Raw genomic sequence first — 17540 nt, 5'->3', positions numbered from 1 at the left:
ACGGACCTGCGGATCGTGGCCAACGCGAGCGAAAGCACTACCGAACTACGACTGCCGTCAATTTACCCAGGCTGTGTGCGGGCTCCCGATTGCGCAGGAGGCTTCGGCCACTTGAGGATTCGGATGCTGACTGACTGGTAGTCGGGGTTGTCGGGATCCGCCGTGCTCATGAGGTCGGCGACAGCCATCCCGTTTCCCGCGGTGTGGGGGCCGAATTGGCGGTAGTCGAAGCCCTCGGTATCGAAGTAGGTGAACTCAGGTCCCCCAGTCCCGCCAATGATGTTGCTATCGACTTTCGTCATGATCCTGCCGCCGTTGAGGTGCGCCAAGATCCGCTCACCGAAGGTTGTGCGGGGAATCGTGACGGCCATCGCGTCGGTACCAACCCTGGAGTTTGTCTTGGCGATGCTGCGCTGCACCGCGACCATCAGCTTAACCGCGTAGGTCACACCTTCGGGTTTCGGCTTCCGAAGCGCGCGCGGTACACGTTGGATCAGCATCTGATGCTGCCACTTCTCGGTTAATCCAGCTCCGGTGATCCGGTAACCCACAGCCCTCCCCTGTAGCCTGCTAACTCGCTTGACGGTGAAATTCGTGGGGTCCCCGGGCATGGGGCCGCCAGCCTCAAAGTTGGCGATCTCGGCGACCAACGGGTCGGTGCGGCCGTCGAAACCCGCGACCAGGATGCCGAGCCGCTTATCGGGCCATGCCTTGGGCAGCTTGCCGACCCGTTCCGAAGCGACGCGGGCTAGCGCCGCAACTCCATCTTCGAATAGGCCGTAATCACAAATCGTTTCGGCAATCCATTCCGACGTCGACCTCCTCTGCGCGCGATCAATCCGGGCAAGGCCGGTGAAGCCGATCGAGAAGTTGAAGTTCCAGCAGACGAGCTTCGTGTACTGGTCATCGACCAGCATGCCAGTGGCGGCATTCGTTAACCGACGATCAGCGACCTGGATGATCAGGTCGTCGGTGATCAGGGTCTGGATGAGCGTCACCCCGACACCCGGGCGATCCTGATTTGGCGGATTTCGCGCCGTAGGGCAAGGTCGCAGCCGATGGTGCGGTCATCCCACATGTCGGCAACACTATTCGCCGACACCGACAAGTTCGGTGATCATGCCAGCCCAGCCGTCGCGGCGGCCATTTTTCTATACAGCGTTGGGCCTCGAGCGGGAAGGTACTCATAAACCCGGCGGCATCTCGTCGTCCGGGGCAGGTGATGCCGGTGGGCCTCTCAGCCGTCGATGTCGCTACCCTCGCGGAGCTGCTGCGAAGGAGCCAGTCCGGGAAATGACAGCGGGTCGACCACAGCATCTACAAGCCGCACCGGTTCCCGGTCCCTTATCAGTGACGCCTTACCGTGCCTGCAAAACGCCTTCGTTTTTGGGCGCCGCCGTTCCGTACACTTCCAGCAGACGGGGATTTCAAGCTGCGCTAGTGCTCGACGATCATCGGGCCGCCCTCGACGTAGTCCGCCTGGCGCAGATGCGCGGCGATTTCGCGGAGCGCCTTGGCGTAGCCTCTCTGGAACTCTGCACCTGAGGTTGTCGCGTCCGCGTCGAGCCGGTCGGCCCATCCTGCGATGCTGCGCGCTATGCGCAGATGGTTGATGTACAGCGCGGGCTGCTCGCTGAGGACCCTGTTGATTTTCTTCGGGTCGTAGGTAGCGAGGTTGCTGTCGTCGAAGTTGAAAATGTCAGGTGCGGGCACGGGTTCGAGCGTAGGCGGTCTTTCGAGCCGCTATCAACGTTGCAGAGATGATTTCCGCCAGGGTGGTATGCCTGTCTGGCCGTACAGTGCTCGCTGTAGGCGGCCGAGCGCCGGTGGCGGCGTCTCCGTGTGGTACTCGCGATACACATTGAAGGCCACCATGACGTTGCCCATGAACTTGCTGTCGTCGTCGAGGCCCCTCATTCCCTCATCGAGGTATTCGTGGATTTCTTCGCCGGTCGCTCCTTCGGCGAGGCGCTTGTTGATCTCGCGGTACATCATCAGCGCCCATGAGGCACTAATTCGTGCGCGGTGTCTGTGGAACCAGAGTTCGCGGAATGCTCTGAGTTCAGGCGTGACGTCGACGTCGGTGAAGTAGGTGGAGGAGCCGGCGGGGATCTTCCAGGCCGAACGCCGCTTCGATCGTGTGGCCCATTTGCGGCCTACCGCGTGGGCTGATCCGCGCACGGAGATGGCGCCGGTGCCGTGGTTGTGGGCGGCGAGAGTTGGCCACAGGTAGAGCTCCGCAGTGACATGGCCGCCGGGCTCGAGGCGGATGGGGTTCGACAGGTCGAGCTTCAGATCCTTCGGATCGGTTTCTTTCTGAAGAAACTGCCAGGGCTGGAGTGTTGAGCGCCGTCGCCTTGGGGTCCAGCGATAGCGGCGCCGGACCTCGTAGGAGATGTTCTCGACCGAGACCGCTGTGCGGCCAACGTTGGTGACTCTTATTCGGCCATACTCGATGCCGAACGAAGACATGCGGTCCATCCCGGATCGGGCGATGTCTGTGAAGGCGGGCCGTCCACGTGCCATTGTGCTCCACGTTTGTCGCCCGCCCTCATCGGCGTAGCAGAACACCAGCTGGACCTTGAGCCGCGCTCCGGAGAGCTTGTAGAGTGCGAGATTGGCCAGGAAACCGAGGAGCGCGACTGCTGCGCTGCAAATCGAGACGATGAGCGCGGCGACGGACGTGCCGCTACTGGGATCAAGCACAGAGTCCGAGCCTACGTCGCGGGAGGGTATTCGCCGTACAGCCACGCTCGTCGCGTGCTCGCACCCATTCGTGTTGTTGGTCGGCGCGCACCGCGGCAGCCGCCTTCTCCGCTTCGTCCGCGTCGAGCGCCGCCTGCTGGGGCACCAACATCCCCAACGTCTACTTCCATGCCGCAGCCGCGGCAGTCAGCAGCGCGATTAGACACGAGAACTTGGCCAGGAATGCCGGTCCGCGGCGGTGTGGAATTCGAGTCACCCGAACACTATTCGGCACGGGAGCGGGAGTACGCATCGATCACGAAGGGGCTACGTAGGGCAGGCGCGCCGGTCACTCTGAAAACGGTGACTCCGAAAACGGTGCTGCGTAAGATGCGCAGGGGTGTAGCGTGATTCAAGGCTGCCGTTTTCCCGGAGGGTGAGGCGGGTTGGCTCAAGAAGAAGTCGTTGATGACACCGTTGCGTTGAATCCGGTCGTACCGAGCCAGGCTATCCTCGCGGTAGTCTTCCATGTGCGTCGGTATCGTCGCACCCATTAACAGTGCTTTCAACGCCTCATTGAGGCACCGGTACGCCAGCGTCTGCGCAAAAATCGATACCGATTGGCAACCGGCTTCTGAGACAGGCCCTCCGTGAATCGCACAGTTGCGCAACCGCTTCAGTCGACGCAGCTGGCGGTCGAACGTCTCGCCTTCTGCATCTAGGTGCCTGGACATCGAAGTCGGAGTTTCCAGTATGCTTTCGAGCTCTCCCAGTCCTCTCGCTAGCCTGTGGTCGGCGTCGGCATAGATCTTGTGCAGTTCGACGACATGGCCAGCCGCCGCGACGCGGTCGTATGCCGTGTGCGGTCCCATAGAACTCTCTATCGCGGAACGAATTTGGTTGATGCGCTGCCTCAGGGCAGCATCTGGCTTGATGTCATTCACGCACCACTTGATTGCGAGTATTGAGAAGTTATTTATGAAATGAATTACACGACTGCGACTTTGGGCCTTCTTGAAGTAGTCAGACACGAAGTCGGACCAGTACGTCTTCCCACCGGTTGTCCAGGTGTTCATGTGCTCAATAGCGCGCACCGCGGCCATGACCGTAGCCTGAGGACCTTCGCGTACCGCCAGCGACAACGTCCTGTCCATCGCAATGACATCCTCAAGATCATGGAGAGAGCCCGCATCAAGCGTCCGCTTGTTCGGCGCCATCTGCTCGACGTCGTAGCCGAAGCGATCGTGATCCGGGTAGTACATGTCCGGAATGTCTTCCTTTGGGCCCCAATCAAGGAGGGTAGAAGGACTTCTGCCGACAAAGAGAATCGCTCCGTTCATGGTCTGCCAAGAGCCCTTCTCGGTTCGGTTTGCCACCTTGAGCGCCTCAACGAGCGACCTGGCTCGGGATTCTGCTGCGTGGATCTCAATGTTAGGCAATACGACTCGCGCATACGCCTGGCGCCAGTCTGACTCCCAGGCCTGGTCGCCTTTGCGCAATGGGGCCGCCTCGGCTGGGGGGAGGTTGAGCAGCTCCACCGGCGAGACCTTGAAATTGCCAGCCGTTGACGGATCTCCGATCGCAGAAGTTAGAAATGCAGCGTTGTAGAACGTGACTTGGCCATGGCTAACCTCATTCTGCGGCAACGTCGCAGGTTCGAGTCGTAACCAGACGATGCAGTCGGCGCGTTCAGGCTCGCGAGTGAGAACGTTGCCACAAAGCTGCAATCGTCGCCAAAGCGGTTCCTTGCTTTTGTCTTTGGTGAGTGTCGGAGCATGCTGGACCCCAGCCTCCGTGTCGAGCTCCTCCTGGACCCTGTCGAAGGAGTTCCCAACGAGGCCGCGCAAGTCTGCGAATAGGCCGAACGGCCCAAATACATCTAGGTTTCTGCGCTGGGCAATTGCGGCAAGCGTGTCCCGGCGGAATGCTATCTGGTCCACGGGACGCTTCACATTGTCAGCGGACGTCCAAAGGTCGTGCCATGCAGCGAGAATAGCTCCATGGGAGGCTAATTCGACGCTGAGCTGTTCGAGGCCTAGACGGATAGCTTCGCGCACATTGACGTCGAGAGTAAAGTGAACTTCTACTTTTGTCGTAGGCGGATGGGGGATCAACTTCTCCAGGCGTGAAGTGACCGATTGAGCGATGCCATCAGAGACGTTGTGCGGTAGTAGCTTTCGTAGGAAGGTCGCGATGGGCGATGCTGGCGTTGCGGGAGGAGTCGACGTTATGAGCATTGGAAACAGTAGTTCGATCTGAGCCGTAATCGTCTCGACATGCCTGGTCAACTTTGGTCCCGTCTCTTTGACGCTGGCGCTGAAGTCAGCCATCACCTGTTTCCAGTCGGCATACTGCTGTGATACGAACTGACGGCTATCGGTTATCCAGTCGGTGAGGTCTGCCGATGCGGCCGGCAACGTCATGGTGGCACCCGTGCTTGTGATCGGTTTGTCGTACTGAAGCTGCAGATTGAGTTCGTCGACTAACAGGCGCTCATTCGTCATCTTAAAGTTCGCCATGATTCACACCTCATCGCCCAGGCAACGCGGACGGCCTTAGTTCGAGGTTGTCGCGGTCTGGTGCTTCAACCGTGCCAGCCCTCTTCTTGCCTTCGCCGATACTCGTCCTCGAGATAGCTGTCGATTTCGTATTGCTCGCGCGCGTCGATTTCTTCCTGCGTGGCCTCGAGAGTGATGTCACGAACATCGTCCATACCCTCAAGATCGAGTAAGTCGGCAGGTAGTGCCAAACGGCATACCCCGCAAGCAAATTGGCGGGCCTCGATAGTCACATCGACGAGGTGCCAGGCATCATGACCGATGTCGTCAGTTTCAGTGTACATCGTGCCCCGGTGTGTCACACCGTAGCCGAGCCATCCGTTGTATCCGCACGCTGGACATTCACGTCGCTCAGGATCGTAGTCTGGTGCGCTACTCATGGCCGGATCGTCGATCCCGGGGTCTCGGTCGGCGAGTTCTAGGAGTGCGTCGTCGCTGAAGCCCATCTGTGTTAGACGATCGAAGATGCGCCTGGCGGCGGCTTTAAGCTCTTCTAGCGCAAGCATTCTAGCCTGCTGCACCTCTTTGAGTCTCTCGTCGACCTGAGCGAGCAAGTCTGCGCCCCAGAAGGTGGCTCGGTCGAGAGTGGCGTCATGGGCCGCGATGACTCCGAGAATTTCCTCGTTCAACCGGGTCATGATCGTGAGCGCTTCATTGAACGCCGTGTTATCGACCTGACCGCTATGCAGCGCGAGATTTCTTACGGTGAGCACCTTTTGGTCCGCTTGAGGGTTGAAGTTCACTGAATGTGAGTGCTTCAAGATCAGCAAACAGTCCCCAACCAGTTTCGTCTTCGCTTCGTGCGCCGACATACCCGGCACCTGCACGCCCGAGTACATCAGGAGAGTCCTGGGATCCTTTTCAGCGATCAGCGTCGGTGAGATTAGTGTGAGTGCCGCCTTCGCCAACAGTTCAACGGAGGTGCCTATCGAGGCGGCTCGGTCGAGCTGATCGAGCGGTTCCTCAGCGGCGGCCAGCGCGCGTCGGGCGTGCATAGCCGCCACGGTGAACAAATGCTTCGGGAGATCCTCATGGGCTAGCCCGCGCCCGATGCCGGGCCATATCGTCCGTGTCGGCGACGGTGATGACGCTACTGGTGTTGACTGCGGTGCCGGTGGCGTCGTCACTGTGCACCCCGAGACCAAGAAAGTCGCTCGTCGAGTAGCCCATTTACGCTCGTAGGTTCACCGCCGTGCTCGCGGACCGACCAGCGCAACGCCTTCGACAGCCGGCGTTCCTCATCGATCGCGTCGAGATCATGCATAGCCGCTAAGCCTAACGGTGTCAGCGTGTTGGGTGTCGGAAATATTCGGGCGCACCGCGCGCCACTGAGGAAACCCAAAGTTTGATGCTCTGCATGAGCGGCCCTGACCGTGAGGCCGCGCCGAGCTGCGGCACGGTCGTGAAGAGCAACCACGACGGTTTCGTGCGTGCAGAGCAGGCATCGTCAGCGACTTCTACTGCGACGAGGCTGAACCGCCCGACTACTGCTGGGTCTGGATCGAGTGCAAAGGATGGGCCGGAGTCCCAGGGATTCGTCCGGCATACGCCTTCCCGGTGGTGTAGCACATCTGATCAGCGGGGCGAAATGCGCCGCGGCACACAGCTTGTCGGTACCCGCGCGCAGCCTCGAGCCGGTGATGACCAACATCGCCGAACTCGCGGCCTGCGGGGGTTTCCTGGAAGTCGCGGTGGCCGGCCAGATCAGTCACTGCGGCCAGCAATAGTTCAACGAGTCGGTGGCCTCTGCTCAAAACCGCTACCTGACTAGGAGATTCGCCTGGGACAAGCCACCGCGGGGCATCGATCGCGGAATTGATGGCCGCGACCCTCAGCCACTGGGCGCTGTTGGCGTTCCACCCACCTGGAAGCCCCAGGGAAACCGCTTCCGCCGCTTGCGGTCGGCGGCGGCCGATCACGAACCGGGACCGCCGGGACATCATGCGGGTGCCGTTCTAGAACATCGCGGTGACCACCGCGAAAATAGTTTGCGCCGTCCCTCCTTTACGGAGGATCATTGTCGACGTTCAGCCATGCGCAAGAGGGGATGGGGCTGTTGCCCACTGCCTACGGAGTCCGCGCCGGCGTCGTCTGGCCCAGCGATCTGGCCCTGCCGTCCAGGCCGCCAGCTCTCGTGTACCTGGACACATTCGCCTACATCAACCTGGCGAAAGTCGCGGTGGGGACCGCTCCACCCGGCTACAAGGACCTCTTCGCGGCCTGTCGGCAGGCGCTGGCCGACGGCCGCGCGATGTTCCCGCTGTCGTCGACGCACGTCCTGGAGATCTACAAAATCGCCAGCGTCGCGCAGCGCCGGGACGTCGTAGCGGTGATGGAGGAATTGTCCGAGTTCAACTTCCTCCTCGGACGCCCCCAGATCATGGAGCTCGAGTTCGAAGCCGCGCTCAACGATCTGCCGACCATGACGATCGCCCCGCAGGGCCACATCCCGCTTGTCGGAACGCACATGCTGCATGCATTCGGCAAGAAGGGCGGCATCGTCTTCGACGGAACCACCGCAGAGGAAGCATCGTGGTGGGCCGAAAAGATCTGTCACGACATGGGTATAGACACAGGCGCTGACCCAATGGCGAGCCTGAATCGGTGGGCGATGCGCCAGTTGGTCACCGGACCCGACGACCACGATGACCCCGCCCTGCTCCGGGCCGGATACAGCCTCGACGGCTGGCGCGACATGCTCAAGCAGCGGGCCAAGCGGGAGAACGACCTCGTCAGCAAGCTGGATGCGGATCCAGCGCTTCGGCAGACTAAGTTGCGCGACGTGATCAACGCCAACGAGCTGTACGTCGAGCTCGGACACCTGGTCGACCGGGCCCAGACAGCCACGGGACTGGCGCTGTCCCAGATTCTCGAGATCCAGGATCCCCCGAAGTCTGAATGCCTCGCCAAGATAAGGAATTTCAACGACGGGATGCCCTCAACCCGCGTCGCCGCGTCGGTAAAGGAGCGATACCACAGCGATCGTCGCCACGCATGGACGACGAACGACCTTCAGGACATCGACGCCCTCGCGATCGCGATGCCCTATTGCGATGCGGCCTTCATCGATAAGGCCGCCCGAAACCAGCTGGTGAGCAGCCGCGAGCTCAAGTTCTTCGAGACTTTCCTTCCTCGGCGCCCAGGGGATCTGATGGACTGGCTTGCCGGTCTGCCGACGCCGTAGGCGGCTAGCACTCGCGCCAATGTGAGTAGAAAGCCGCTGTGCCGCTTGGCCTTCTAGCGTTTGATGCCTGACCTATCCCACTCCGCGTCCACCCCGGACCCCTCGATACATCAGGCGCTGGCCGAGTCCAACAATCCTTGGCGTTCACCCGCGCAGTATCTTGAGGCGCTCCGCGCAGCCAATGCCCACGAAGATGCACGGGCCGACCGGTGACAAGAATCAACTGCGATGCTCCGGAGGGCCCGGTAGGCAGTCGATACGTCACTGTGACGCTTATGTACGGTCAATCCTGCTGTGTGGCATCATGTTTCGCGAAATTAGATAGATATCCTATTGTTATTCGATCACGAGCTACCGCTTCCGGCATCGCCCATTCACTGCGGGGCTTGCAAGCAAACTCTCCCACTACCGAGCCGTTTTCATTGCTAGGCAACATTGTTAGCGATCGCAATGCTGTCAACCACGCGGCCGGGAAGGTCGTTGCGGATTCTCCGGCCCTCGGCTGTGGAAAGAAAACTCGTGAGCAAATCGGGACGTTCCGGGGCGCCGAGTGGTACCGGTTCGAGGCGACGCCAGCCCCGAGCTGACACCGTTTTGACGGCAGTCAAGTAGGTGCGCTCATTCATACGGCCAAGAGTGCGCGCTCGCATCAGCAGTGCTGCGAGGGACACCTGCCAGCACTGCTTGAGAGCGAACAGTCGTGGCCAATCGACGGTTGTTGGTAGTTGATCGCGAATCTCATTGGCGGGCATCAGAAAAGCCGCGGCGAACTGATGTGCCTGGGTCTCGACTTGCTTCATGCCCCAGATCTGTTCACCGTGCATGACGAGGTGGCCAAGCTCGTGGGAGCCATCAAAACGGGATCGCGCCCGATCAGCCTTGTCGCTACCCAGCACCACCACCGGATGATCGGGAAAAGGCAGCGAAAATGCATCGACGTCGGCGCTGTCGAGCGGAAGCCGTGTGACGACGATGCCATGCGCTTCCAGAAGTCGCACCACGTCATCAATGGGACCGCGTGGCAGATCCCATGAAATGCGAACGCGGTGCGCGATGGCTTCAATGTCCTCGATCGGAGCATCTAGGGCCGTTACCCGAAGCTTGGGAACGTCGAGCGATGGAAATCTGCCGGCTGCTGCCGCGGCGGTGGCCAGATCATGCGCGACATGGGCGACAGCACGTGCCCGGCGACGATCCGTCACGTTGGTACGGCGTAGCGCCCTGAAAAAGCCTTCGTGTGTTTCGGCGAGAGGGCGAGCGAAGAATCCCACCGGCACGGCCAAGGCGGCACCCAGTGCACCAAGGGTTTCCGGGCTGGGCCGAGTTGCCCCACTCTCGAACTGGCTAATCGCCGCCGGGGACAAGCCGACCTTGGTAGCTAACTGGTTCTGACTGAGTCCGATCAGCTCGCGGCCGACGCGGAGCCGGATCGGTTCGAACGTCGATGCATCCATTAGTCCTGCACTTCACTGCGTGAAGGCTACTGAGCCTCGCATGAGTACATCCTAGCTGCAGGTTCGTCGCGATTCGCGGATTCGCCCTCAGAACTCGATACAGAATAATATGTGCTAAAATTAAGTGCAGGATATACCAAGCGCCCTGGGGAGGCAGCATTGACGACACCGATGCCTGACCCCCCGATGACCCCTGGCCGCTTCCAGATCCTGTCGCTGGATGGTGGAGGCCTGCGCGGCATGTACACGGCCGCGGTGCTGGCGCGCCTTGAAGAGGACCTCGGGATCCGCATCGTTGACCACTTCGATCTGATCGCCGGAACCTCCACGGGTGGCATCATCGCGCTGGGCTTGGGCCTGGGTATGACACCGCGCGACATCCTGGAGTTCTACGTCGCACATGGTCCACGGATCTTCCGGGACCGGACCCGGCTGCGGTCGCTGAGACGGATTTCGCGCACGAAATACTCCGCCGCGCCGCTGCGCGCCGCCCTTGGAGAGGTTCTCGGCGATCGCCTGTTCGGGCACAGCACGAAGCGATTGCTCATCACTTCGTACGACATCGGTGTCGATGACGTCCATCTGTTCCGCACGCCACATTTGACAACGCTGGTCCGCGACTGGCGTGAGAAGGCCGTCGATGTCGCCATGGCCACCACGGCTGCCCCTACGTACTTCCCCGGCAAGGCGCTCGCCGGCGCGCGGCTGATCGACGGCGGTATCTGGGCGAATAACCCATCCATGGTGGCTCTCACTGAGGCCATTGGCCCGCTCGGCTTACCCCTTGAGGCTGTGCGCATCTTCAGCGTGGGCACGACGACCGACCTGCCCCACCGCAGCCGGCGGCTCGACCGAGGCGGACTCATCCCGTGGGCCCTCGACGCCGTCGATGTACTCATGCGTGCCCAAAGCGACTGCGCCACCAAGCAGATCCGCCACTTCCTGGGACAGGATCATGTACTGCGGGTCAACTCCACCGTGCCGACCGGGCTCGTCAAGCTCGATTCGGTCGACGCGGACGGCCTAATTGGCCGAGCCGGACACGAAAGCCGCCTCACATCACCGGAATTCACCCGAACCTTCGCCGACCACGCAGCCCCCCAATACATCCCGTACCACTCCCCCAAGGAGAAATAAACATGGACACCATGGAACAGATGCTGTCGATGCTGCTCAGCGGCGCCGTCGAAACCCTCGACATACCACCGCATCTCCAGGCCCTCGCCATCGCCAGCTATGAAGAGGTCGGGAACTGGCTGGCCGAGCATGGCGAACACCGCTGCCGGGTATACCCGCAAGGCTCATTCCGCCTCGGCACAGTCGTGCGGCCGCACAGCCTCACCGGCGACTTCGACATCGACCTGGTCTTCTTGATGCTCCTCGCGAAGGAAGCCACCACCCAGGCGCGCCTCAAACAAGACGTCGGCGACCTCCTACACAGCTACCTGGACTGGAAAGAACGCAACGGGCACCCTGGCGGGCTGAAGACCTGCGAATCCCGACGGCGCTGCTGGACACTCGATGACCCCGTCAACGGGTTCCACCTCGACGTCCTGCCCGCAATCCCCGATCTCGAGTACCTGCCCACCGGCATCCTGCTGACCGACAAAGAGCTGTTCCACTGGCAGCACAGCGACCCGATCGGCTACGCCAACTGGTTCCGGAGACGGTCACAGGAGCTGCAGAACAAGGTGATCACCGCAGCAGCCCAACGCGGCGTCGACGTGGAGGACGTCCCCATCTGGGAATTCCGCACCACCTTGCAGCGCGTCGTACAGGTCCTCAAGTGGCACTGCATGCTCTACTTTGCCGACGATCCCGACAACCGTCCTCCCTCGATCCTCATCACTACACTGGCCGCCAAGGCCTACCGCGGGGAAACGGACCTATTCACTGCCACACGTAACGCGCTGGCCGGCATGAACCGCTACATCGAGGACCGCAACGGCGTCAACTGGGTCGCCAACCCCGCCCACGAGGAAGAAAACTTCGTCGACAAATGGAAGGAGTACCCGGAACGCCGAAAGGCGTATTACGCCTGGCAACGCGACCTCGCCGACACCCTGGACGACGCACTGAGCCTGCGGGGCAAGGGATTGCAGACCGTCGCCTCCCAGCTCGCGCAGAGCTTCGGCGCTGAGCCCATACGGCAGTCGACCCTGAAATACGGCCAGCGGATGCGCGGCCACACCACAAACCGATCACTCCGCCTCGGCACCACCGGACTGCTGGCACCCAGTGCGACGGGGATCGCCGTCCCTCCCCACAACTTCTATGGCCAGCACCCCGACCCGAGCCATTAACCTGGCGCAACACCTCGTCGCTGTACGATTAGCAATCCCCGACGCCCGCGGACGGATCAAGCGCGGTCAACTCGACTGCATCGTGCCGATCCAGCCCACCCCGGCGAGCCAAACCTACAGTGCACGAATGCAATACACGCACTGGACACCGCCCCACGTCCATATCGTAGAACCGACTCTCGCACTCCATCCCGGCGCGACCCACCTGCCCCACGTCTATTCGGGCAACGAACTCTGCCTCTACTTTCCTGGCGAATGGCAGCACGGCATGCTCCTCGCTACCACTATCGTGCCATGGACAGCCGAATGGCTACTCCACTATGAAATCTGGCTTGCCACAGGCGAATGGACCGGTGGCGGTTACCATCCCACCCGAGCCGACAGAGCAAGCCGATTCGGGTAAACGCCCACCGAGCTATAGCATCGAAAACGTCAAGAGTTCCTCGCGATTCTCTGCGCGCTGGCGGTCTGTCGTGGGCGCCGGTCAGGCGTCCGTCTTCTCCCATTTTGCGAAGACTTCGCCGTTCGTTCGCTTCAAGCGAATCGGAACCTTGACCGGTTTGACGGCGAGGCCGGGATGGGGTTCAGGTGCCCGCCGAGTCAATTGTGTGACAACAGCTTGCCCGGTGCTCACGAAGTAGGTGGGTCGAGCGCCGTGGATATGTGGGCGCATTTCGCCCCAAGGGTCGATTGCGACCCAGAAGGGCATTCGATGCGTGGCTTGAACCCAACTGCTGACCGGATCTCCGTCCAGGTAAAACTCGGGCCGTCCGCGAGTGGTTTGCCTGAGCCCGAGGAGAATTTGGATGTACGTGTAGAAGTCGCGCTCCTGATTGGTGTTGATCGTGCCGACGAGTTCCCAGTGTTCGCCTGGGGATTGGCCGTCATACTCGATTCGCGCGAAAGTGGTCGACACCCACACCTGCGGAGTAGTCATGTCACCATTCTGCCGGGTGAGTGAGCGATTAATCCGGCAAGTCCAGTTAGATATGGATCATGGAATACCGCTGTTATCCATGAAAAACAGCTCCACAACGGATGACCAACGCCTATTCCAGGTTTGAGCCGTTGTCCGTCACGTAATTCCCTGGCACTGGCCGGATCTCGGCTCAGCCTGAATCTCGGCACGATTCAACCGAGCACAATTCTGCCCAGTCTGGATCTGCGCCATAGCGTGGCTTGAACGAGTTCTCGCGGCGGCGCCGCGCGGCGGAGGCGACGAGGAGCAGCAGCAGCCCGCAGAGGCACGCCGTCGCGGCAAACGGGCGCGGTGTATCGGTGCCGGACGCTCACGTTGGCATCCACCACACCAATGGGGTCCCCACACATCGCTTTCAGGCAGGGCCAGCGCCGACCTCAAACCGTTGCTGCAGGGCGATGGGCCATGCGGGAATCACGGTGACCGCCGACACCTGCGCCGACGGGCAATTCGACAGCATTGCCGTGCGTCTGACTCGCTGGTTGACCTTCCGCCAGACGGCAACCAGGTCGTGCGGCCCCAACCTGGCCCCATTTGGCCCCATAGAAGGACCGCATGGCCGCCCCGCCGGCGCCACGTTCATACTCTTATACGCTTCTCACCTGCGTAAACAATCCGGTGGCCAGGGGCGGGATCGAACCGCCGACCTTCCGCTTTTCAGGCGGAGTTCTGGCCTACACCAATGTGTTTCAGCCGGTCAGACCAGAAGCGCAACCGGCATTCGGACGTGTTGGATCAGTCGGTCTGGCTCGTTGGCCCCATGTTGGCCCCATGAGATAACCCAATCTGCGTGGCAAGCCGATCGGGTTACTTGGTCGGTAGAAGCGGACTTGGGCGAAGTCTTAGTGCGATGGTTTTCGCTTACCGAACAGAGCGCGGCGGTCCCGGCGGATCTCATAGAGACGCCAACTGAACTATCGACCGCAACTGAAAGGCTGGATGCAGTCCAATTTGCTTGCGTGTGGTCCGATGGGCACCACCGCGCGCATCCCAATCTAGAGCAGTTTCACCGGCGCTGGCTCAAGCACTAGGCCCCACGGCGTGGTGACGTTGAGGAGCGGTTCGGGCGGCGGGTCGGTGAGCGCGATGGGGTCTCCGGCCAAGCTCGCGGTGCCGCGCCCCTCGAAGAGTGCGACGCAAGCGTTGCCGTCCAGGCGGGACGGGAACCGGACGGCGCCGGCGCCTCGGTCAAAAAGGTCCGCGGCGATCGTCTGCGTGATGGCGCGGCGACTGGTGGTGATCTCGCGCAGATCGAGGTGCTGCAGGTCGTGCTCGAGCAGCAGTTCGACGTGGCGATCCTCGATCTCCTGGCGTGTGGGCACGTCGGTGAGATCGATCAAGGGGCCATCGAGCTTCAGGACTGTGGGAACGAGGGCGTGCTGTATGCGCCACTGCGCAGTGACCGGCTTCTCAGTGAAGTCTTGGGCAGCCTCAGGTCCGTAGCGCTCAACATGGCGGCGCAGCGCGCCGAGGTTCGGCCGGAAGTCGGCTAGCACCTCGCGAAGACACGTTTCCGCCAAGTCAGCACAATAGAGCGTGCGGAACCGGCGGTAGACGTCGTCGAAACGGTGACTGAACTGGTACAGCTCCAGCGGAGTGAAGCCGAGCGGGTCAGCGTAATAGCCGACCCGCCACAGGGTTCGCCCCTGCTCGGGCGCCGCGATCACGACTGGAAGCTGGCGACCTGCCGTGCAGCCCGGACAACCATCGCGAACTCCGCGGTGTCGACCGCCGCACCGAGCACCTCGATCGGCGCGCGATCGTCCAAGCGCGTGTTGGTGCCAAACAGCCACGCCCGCGCCGTCTTGTCGTCGTAAGCATCGACGAGCATCCTGACGACCTTGTAGCCCTCACGTAACCGGCGCTCGGTCGCGCCGTGAGGTTCCGGGCCGCCCTTGCGCGCGTAGCGGCCGATTTGCTTGGCGTCAGCCAAGCCCGCCATCGCCGCCGCGACGCGCTGGCCGACGGCCTCTTGCAGATACGCGGCGATCTCGCGGATCGAAAGCGTCGCTGCCTCATCATCAAGCCGCTGCGCCGCAGAGACGGTCAAGACTGGCATATCGCACCTCCACGTTGATCTACCTGAGACGCTACCACATAAACACCTGAGAACACACCCTGAAGCTACACCTGATAGCCACCAGGCCTGGCCTACGGTTCGCGGTTGGAGCCGTTGAATCAGCATGTTCGCGCAAAAATGCCGCCAACGACGCCGCTCACTGGCCACGATTCGACCTCTAAGGTATGAGCTAACCGGTCACCGTCTCCTCCAGTGCGCACGGTCTCATAGCTGCACGTCAGCGAGGTTCAGCCGTTCCCGCTGTGACGCTCCGTCCCTCTTGTTCGCATCGGTTCCACCGTGTTCTGTGGCCAAATCCGTGGCCATTCCAACAGCCATAAGTGGGCCCATGCGCAACCCGCGGCGCGAGCCGTCGCGGGTGACACGATTACAGATAAGCCGCGAACGTCACCACGAGAAGATCGGCGAGCGCGTCCGAGCCACCTAGGCGTAGAGACTCATCCACCGTGCGATGGTCGGCTCCATGCGCTCGGGCACGAGCGAATCCGCGTCCCGTTGATCCCGCCGTACGTTCCTGTCGGGGTCGCTGAGCAACCAGATGGTTCGCGCCGATGTCTCCATCGCCGAACGGCATAGTTGCATTATGGACGACGCGTAGAGGTTCCTCGTCGTCGTCCGTTGATCTACGAGCAACGCGGCCGCGTACAGGTTCTCCGTGGCGCTCATCATCGGAATCAAACACTCCTCGGTGACCGCTGTCCGTTATAACCGGATCTGGGGCATTCTCAATGAAGGCGAGGTCAACGCACTATCTGAACGATATCGTGATAGCATCGCTCTGTGGCGCAGATTCTCATCCGTCAACTTGAGGACGACACCAAGGCCAAATTGCAGCGACTAGCCCGTCAACACGGTCGCAGCACCGAGGAGGAGGTGCGCGAGATCTTACGGAACGCAGTCCGGCACGTCGATAATCCGCCTGGGCGGCTCGGGTCTCGTATCGCGTCACGCTTCAAAGGCGTGGGCCTGACCGAGGACATACCCGAACTGCGGGGACAGCCCGTCCAGCCGGCACAGTTCAACGAATCATGATCGTGCTGGACACCAATGTGCTCTCCGCGTTGATGCGGGACACACCCGATCCGGCCGTCGTGGAATGGCTCGATAATCAGCCCACCGAATCAATCTGGACGACATCGGTAACAGTATTCGAGATACGCACTGGAATTGAACTTTTGACGCCAAGCCGCCGACGCAAGCGGCTCGACGAGATCTTTTCTCAACTCCTCGACGAAGACCTTGATGGTCGTGTGCAATCCTTCGACCTGACGGCTGCGTTTGCCGCTGGGACCATCGCCGCCACCCAACAACGAGGTGGGCGTGCGGTGGAAATTCGTGATGTGCAGATCGCCGGCATCGCCGCGTCCCGGCACGCAACTGTGGCTACCCGCAATACTCGCCACTTCGACGGAACGGGCGTCGACCTGGTCAACCCCTGGGACTGACGTCGTGCCCCAGATTCATTGAGAATGCCCCAGATCCAGTGATAACGGACAACCGCCGCATCCCCCGCCGGCACTAAGGGATACGCCTCCTTAAAAGCGGCGTCGTCGCCGACAAACGGGCTCCCCGGCTCAGGATGGTGCGGGTGCAGTCCCCACTGCCGCAATTCCGCGCACGCTTGGCACGGTTGCCGATGCGGTCCAGCACGCCGTTCGTCGCCAAATTGACCAGTGCTTCTATCATCTGCTGATCCGGCTGCATAACGAGTCTCCTATTACAACACCAAACACGCCCTGGCTGCGCGGTACGTTCACAATGCACCTGTCCAACGACAAGTCCGGGGTGTTCAAGGGCGCGCCGGCCATTGAGTAACAATTGCGACGTTGCATTTCGTAAGGCGGACGCCCGCGTTGGAGTCTGGGACCTAAGGGGACAATCGGCTTCCCACGCAGCGACTTCCACGTCAGGCAGCGGATTATCGAAGGTGTCGGAAACTGAGAGATTCTGTAGCTGGCCGAATTGACGCGGTGTGTTTGTTGAAGCTTGCATATCGGGCGGCGGTGGCTCGTCCCAAGCCTTCGCCATCAACGTCGGATCGTCGAGGTCTCGGCAAGCGTCGGCTGCTCGGCGGAGCTGTTCCGCTGTCATCCGTTCTGCAGGCTTGTGCCGCGGTGCCTTATCGGACATTGGTGACCCTGAAGATCTCTGATCGTAAGCGGATGGGCGTAGGTTGAACTCTATCTTGGTGGTCAATTCGTCACGGTGCCAGTTCTCCCCAGTTGCGTCCAGCAGAGTGGTGTACGAGCCGGTGATGACCGGCGTGTCGTAGCCGGATGAATGAAGGTCATCGCGTG

At 61.3% G+C, this 17540-nt stretch carries 15 protein-coding genes, 1 tRNA gene and 1 pseudogene; 6 read left to right on the top strand and 11 right to left on the bottom strand.

The features are described 5' to 3' along the window. Nucleotides 1-62 precede the first annotated feature (62 nt). The 5 genes from FPZ47_RS00565 to FPZ47_RS00545 form a co-directional block, all read right to left on the bottom strand. A complete protein-coding gene (locus FPZ47_RS00565) occupies nucleotides 63-998 on the bottom strand; it encodes a hypothetical protein (RefSeq protein ID WP_008253501.1) in 936 nt (311 codons plus the stop codon). 439 nt (nucleotides 999-1437) lie between these two features. After that, a complete protein-coding gene (locus tag FPZ47_RS00560) occupies nucleotides 1438-1713 on the bottom strand; it encodes a hypothetical protein (protein WP_008253499.1) in 276 nt (91 codons plus the stop codon). Between the two features lie 33 nt (nucleotides 1714-1746). Then, complete coding sequence (locus tag FPZ47_RS00555) at nucleotides 1747-2706, bottom strand: hypothetical protein (protein WP_008253498.1); 960 nt, start codon at nucleotides 2704-2706, stop codon at nucleotides 1747-1749. Between the two features lie 263 nt (nucleotides 2707-2969). After that, on the bottom strand, nucleotides 2970-5204 hold the full coding sequence (locus tag FPZ47_RS00550; RefSeq protein WP_008253497.1) for a hypothetical protein: 2235 nt from the start codon (nucleotides 5202-5204) through the stop codon (nucleotides 2970-2972). 65 nt (nucleotides 5205-5269) lie between these two features. Beyond that, complete coding sequence (locus tag FPZ47_RS00545) at nucleotides 5270-6256, bottom strand: hypothetical protein (RefSeq protein ID WP_008253496.1); 987 nt, start codon at nucleotides 6254-6256, stop codon at nucleotides 5270-5272. A 1004-nt stretch (nucleotides 6257-7260) separates the two neighbouring features. Here FPZ47_RS00545 and FPZ47_RS00540 point away from each other — a divergent pair. Further along, nucleotides 7261-8427, top strand: a complete 1167-nt coding sequence (locus tag FPZ47_RS00540; protein ID WP_136244620.1) for a hypothetical protein — start codon at nucleotides 7261-7263, stop codon at nucleotides 8425-8427. 425 nt (nucleotides 8428-8852) lie between these two features. On the opposite strand, the gene FPZ47_RS00535 is transcribed toward FPZ47_RS00540, so the two are convergent. Beyond that, the gene (locus FPZ47_RS00535; protein WP_008253494.1) at nucleotides 8853-9881 is read right to left on the bottom strand and encodes a helix-turn-helix domain-containing protein; all 1029 of its coding nucleotides are present in this window, start codon (nucleotides 9879-9881) and stop codon (nucleotides 8853-8855) included. Between the two features lie 159 nt (nucleotides 9882-10040). On the opposite strand from FPZ47_RS00535, the gene FPZ47_RS00530 reads away from it, so the two are divergent. Genes FPZ47_RS00530 through FPZ47_RS30880 form a run of 3 tightly spaced genes read left to right on the top strand, consistent with a single transcriptional unit; the run spans nucleotide 10041 to nucleotide 12587 of the window. Continuing rightward, nucleotides 10041-11018: a CBASS cGAMP-activated phospholipase gene (locus tag FPZ47_RS00530; protein WP_151458148.1), complete on the top strand. Its 978-nt coding sequence runs from the start codon at nucleotides 10041-10043 to the stop codon at nucleotides 11016-11018. Nucleotides 11019-11038: 20 nt separating this feature from the next. After that, nucleotides 11039-12184 carry a nucleotidyltransferase domain-containing protein gene (locus tag FPZ47_RS00525; RefSeq protein WP_101930846.1) on the top strand — a complete coding sequence of 382 codons (1146 nt, stop codon included), beginning with the start codon at nucleotides 11039-11041 and terminating at the stop codon, nucleotides 12182-12184. Continuing rightward, the gene (locus FPZ47_RS30880; RefSeq protein WP_008253491.1) at nucleotides 12156-12587 is read left to right on the top strand and encodes a type II CBASS E2 protein; all 432 of its coding nucleotides are present in this window, start codon (nucleotides 12156-12158) and stop codon (nucleotides 12585-12587) included. The genes FPZ47_RS00525 and FPZ47_RS30880 overlap by 29 nt, the downstream gene beginning before the upstream one ends. Nucleotides 12588-12668: 81 nt before the next feature. Here FPZ47_RS30880 and FPZ47_RS00515 read toward each other — a convergent pair whose 3' ends face one another. From FPZ47_RS00515 to FPZ47_RS00505, 4 genes are all read right to left on the bottom strand, one after another. After that, entirely contained in the window at nucleotides 12669-13121 is a 453-nt protein-coding gene (locus FPZ47_RS00515; protein ID WP_036428428.1) for a hypothetical protein, read from the bottom strand. Nucleotides 13122-13782: 661 nt separating this feature from the next. Further along, a tRNA-OTHER gene (locus tag FPZ47_RS28210) sits at nucleotides 13783-13841 on the bottom strand. A gap of 317 nt (nucleotides 13842-14158) precedes the next feature. Further along, a complete protein-coding gene (locus FPZ47_RS00510; RefSeq protein WP_007168496.1) occupies nucleotides 14159-14830 on the bottom strand; it encodes an RES family NAD+ phosphorylase in 672 nt (223 codons plus the stop codon). Further along, entirely contained in the window at nucleotides 14827-15222 is a 396-nt protein-coding gene (locus FPZ47_RS00505) for a hypothetical protein (protein ID WP_007168495.1), read from the bottom strand. The genes FPZ47_RS00510 and FPZ47_RS00505 overlap by 4 nt, the downstream gene beginning before the upstream one ends. An 801-nt stretch (nucleotides 15223-16023) precedes the next feature. Between FPZ47_RS00505 and FPZ47_RS00495 the strand changes: the two genes are divergently transcribed. Both FPZ47_RS00495 and FPZ47_RS00490 read left to right on the top strand, forming a co-directional pair. After that, complete coding sequence (locus FPZ47_RS00495) at nucleotides 16024-16275, top strand: FitA-like ribbon-helix-helix domain-containing protein (RefSeq protein WP_007168493.1); 252 nt, start codon at nucleotides 16024-16026, stop codon at nucleotides 16273-16275. Beyond that, nucleotides 16272-16688: a type II toxin-antitoxin system VapC family toxin gene (locus FPZ47_RS00490; RefSeq protein WP_007168492.1), complete on the top strand. Its 417-nt coding sequence runs from the start codon at nucleotides 16272-16274 to the stop codon at nucleotides 16686-16688. Before FPZ47_RS00495 ends, FPZ47_RS00490 begins: the two co-directional genes overlap by 4 nt. Nucleotides 16689-16761: 73 nt before the next feature. Here the strand turns inward: FPZ47_RS00490 and FPZ47_RS28845 are convergent. Further along, nucleotides 16762-17540 (bottom strand): annotated as a pseudogene (locus FPZ47_RS28845) (hypothetical protein); the annotation flags it as partial.

It is taken from the genome of Mycobacterium helveticum, from assembly GCF_007714205.1.
Classification (GTDB): Bacteria; Actinomycetota; Actinomycetes; order Mycobacteriales; family Mycobacteriaceae; genus Mycobacterium; species Mycobacterium helveticum.
Note: the sequence above shows the minus strand (reverse complement) of the source record. Positions and strands in the feature narration are given on the sequence as shown.

What these genes read in the sequence shown, in the direction of transcription:
- FPZ47_RS00550 (WP_008253497.1), bottom strand. Translation starts at nt 5,204, where the DNA reads ATGGCGAACTTTAAGATGACGAATGAGCGCCTGTTAGTCGACGAACTC.
- FPZ47_RS00535 (WP_008253494.1), bottom strand. Translation starts at nt 9,881, where the DNA reads ATGGATGCATCGACGTTCGAACCGATCCGGCTCCGCGTCGGCCGCGAG.
- FPZ47_RS00525 (WP_101930846.1), top strand. Translation starts at nt 11,039, where the DNA reads ATGCTGTCGATGCTGCTCAGCGGCGCCGTCGAAACCCTCGACATACCA.
- FPZ47_RS30880 (WP_008253491.1), top strand. Translation starts at nt 12,156, where the DNA reads ATGGCCAGCACCCCGACCCGAGCCATTAACCTGGCGCAACACCTCGTC.
- FPZ47_RS00515 (WP_036428428.1), bottom strand. Translation starts at nt 13,121, where the DNA reads ATGACTACTCCGCAGGTGTGGGTGTCGACCACTTTCGCGCGAATCGAG.
- FPZ47_RS00505 (WP_007168495.1), bottom strand. Translation starts at nt 15,222, where the DNA reads ATGCCAGTCTTGACCGTCTCTGCGGCGCAGCGGCTTGATGATGAGGCA.
- FPZ47_RS00490 (WP_007168492.1), top strand. Translation starts at nt 16,272, where the DNA reads ATGATCGTGCTGGACACCAATGTGCTCTCCGCGTTGATGCGGGACACA.